This window comes from Chitinophaga sp., assembly GCF_035564935.1.
In the GTDB taxonomy this organism is placed as follows: domain Bacteria; phylum Bacteroidota; class Bacteroidia; order Chitinophagales; family Chitinophagaceae; genus Chitinophaga.
This window is the reverse complement of sequence record NZ_DATMTE010001068.1, coordinates 1-1,701: the sequence shown is the minus strand read 5'-3', so window position 1 is coordinate 1,701 and position 1,701 is coordinate 1. Positions and strand designations below refer to the sequence as shown.

General features: G+C 43.7%; 1 protein-coding gene. It reads left to right on the top strand.

Annotation, left to right across the window (positions count from 1 at the left end; translation table 11 throughout):
• The first annotated feature begins 81 nt into the window (after positions 1-81).
• Positions 82-1,416: a hypothetical protein gene (locus VN105_RS27625; RefSeq protein ID WP_325646352.1), complete on the top strand. Its 1,335-nt coding sequence runs from the start codon at positions 82-84 to the stop codon at positions 1,414-1,416.
• The last annotated feature ends 285 nt before the right edge of the window (positions 1,417-1,701 follow it).

Sequence of the window (1,701 nt, the reverse complement as noted above, 5' to 3'; positions counted from 1 at the left end):
GTAAATGCCCAAAAAGGGTGGTAGTTTGTATTATGTATATACCTTGTAACATTTCAGCGATTGCAAATAAAGTAAATAGAGATGTGTTATACCTATTTTAAAAAAGTCCCTGTTGTCATTATTTTATTGCTGGCAGTGATTGCCGGACTTTATTCCTGTGGAAAACCACAGCCCGACGAACCAGAAAAGATACTGAACGTGTCGAAAGATACCATTTATCTTAGCCCTTTTGAGGACGTTGACTCCGTTCATCTTATTTCATCCGATAGCCTGCGTATAAGTGGACTTCCGAATTGGCTAACGGTAACGCCTACTGCTGCCATAGGCGATATTTGGGTAATATTCAAATACTCCACTAATTTTAACAGATATGAGGAGAGAACCGTTCGGCTGATGGTGCAAAGTGGTAATCTCAGCCACACCATTACGCTGATACAAAATACCTCGAGGGTGCCTGCGAAGGCCGTCCTTTTTGCTGGCGGCGGTTACTTCAGAAATACTACTGATTATGGTGGTCGCGACGGAATAGGGAATGATGCTATGTTCGTTTATCCGGGCAATGCGGTCTTTGATCCAAAGGGAAATCTTATGGTAGCGGATGCAGGAAAAATAAGAAGCATTACACCTGAAGGCGTTGTCACTACCCTTCCCGGGATTATTCAGCACCCATTCTACTCTACAGGTGTAAACGATTCATGGCCTGGTCCCTTAGGTGCAATTAAAGATAAACAGGGTAATATGTATGTACTGGATGCAGAGGAAAGCGTTATGTACAAGTATGCCGTAGATGGTACCGTTAGTATTCTTGCAGGCAGTAAAGGGCAGAGAGCGTATGTAAATGGAAAGGGAGCGGAGGCCAAATTTATGGTCCCTACCTGTATGGTCATGGACCGCGAAGGTAACCTCATTGTTGTTGACAATCACACGTGCTTACGTCGGGTAACCCCGAACGGCGTGGTGACTACCTTTGCAGGTAACTTCGTTAGCGGCGCCGCTGATGGTCCGGCAGATATGGCTGCCTTTGAACTTATCCAGAGCATCACGACTGACAAAGCCGGTAACTTCTATGTAGCTCAGTGGGGGCGTTATGCGACTGTCCGTAAGATTACGCCGCAGGGGATGGTTTCTACATTGGTAGGAGGAAGAGGAGTAATGGATGGCCCGCTGATACATGCTAATATAGAAGAACCAGTAGCCATTGCGGTTGACAAAGATGGGAATGTTTTTGTCTATGACCGCTGGAAAAATATCAGGCTAATCACCACCAAAGGTTTTGTATACACGCTTAGTATTAATGCAACCTTCGGTGACAATCTGAACGGACTTGTCGTGGGGCCTGATAACATACTTTACCTTGTCGAGAGTTATAGTGGAAAAAAAATCTATAAAATTATAATAGATAAGCTGCCTGGGTAGGTCCGGATACTTGATTTTTTGAACGTCGAAGGTGACTTTTTTCAGTGAATATTAGGAGATGACCAGGATGTACATGTATTATTGTCTATTTTGGAGCATGTGGCATCCGGATTGGCGCTAAATATTATCTGAAGTTTATTGTTTCAAATAATGTTAAAAGTGGTATCAGGGGTTCGACTGAGATCCTCGACAGCCCGCAAGAAGCGACACAAAATTCAGATCGGATCTTGTGTCGCTTTTTCATTTTTGCGGGGATGTTTATCGGGTGTTTTTGATTTGAAAAAG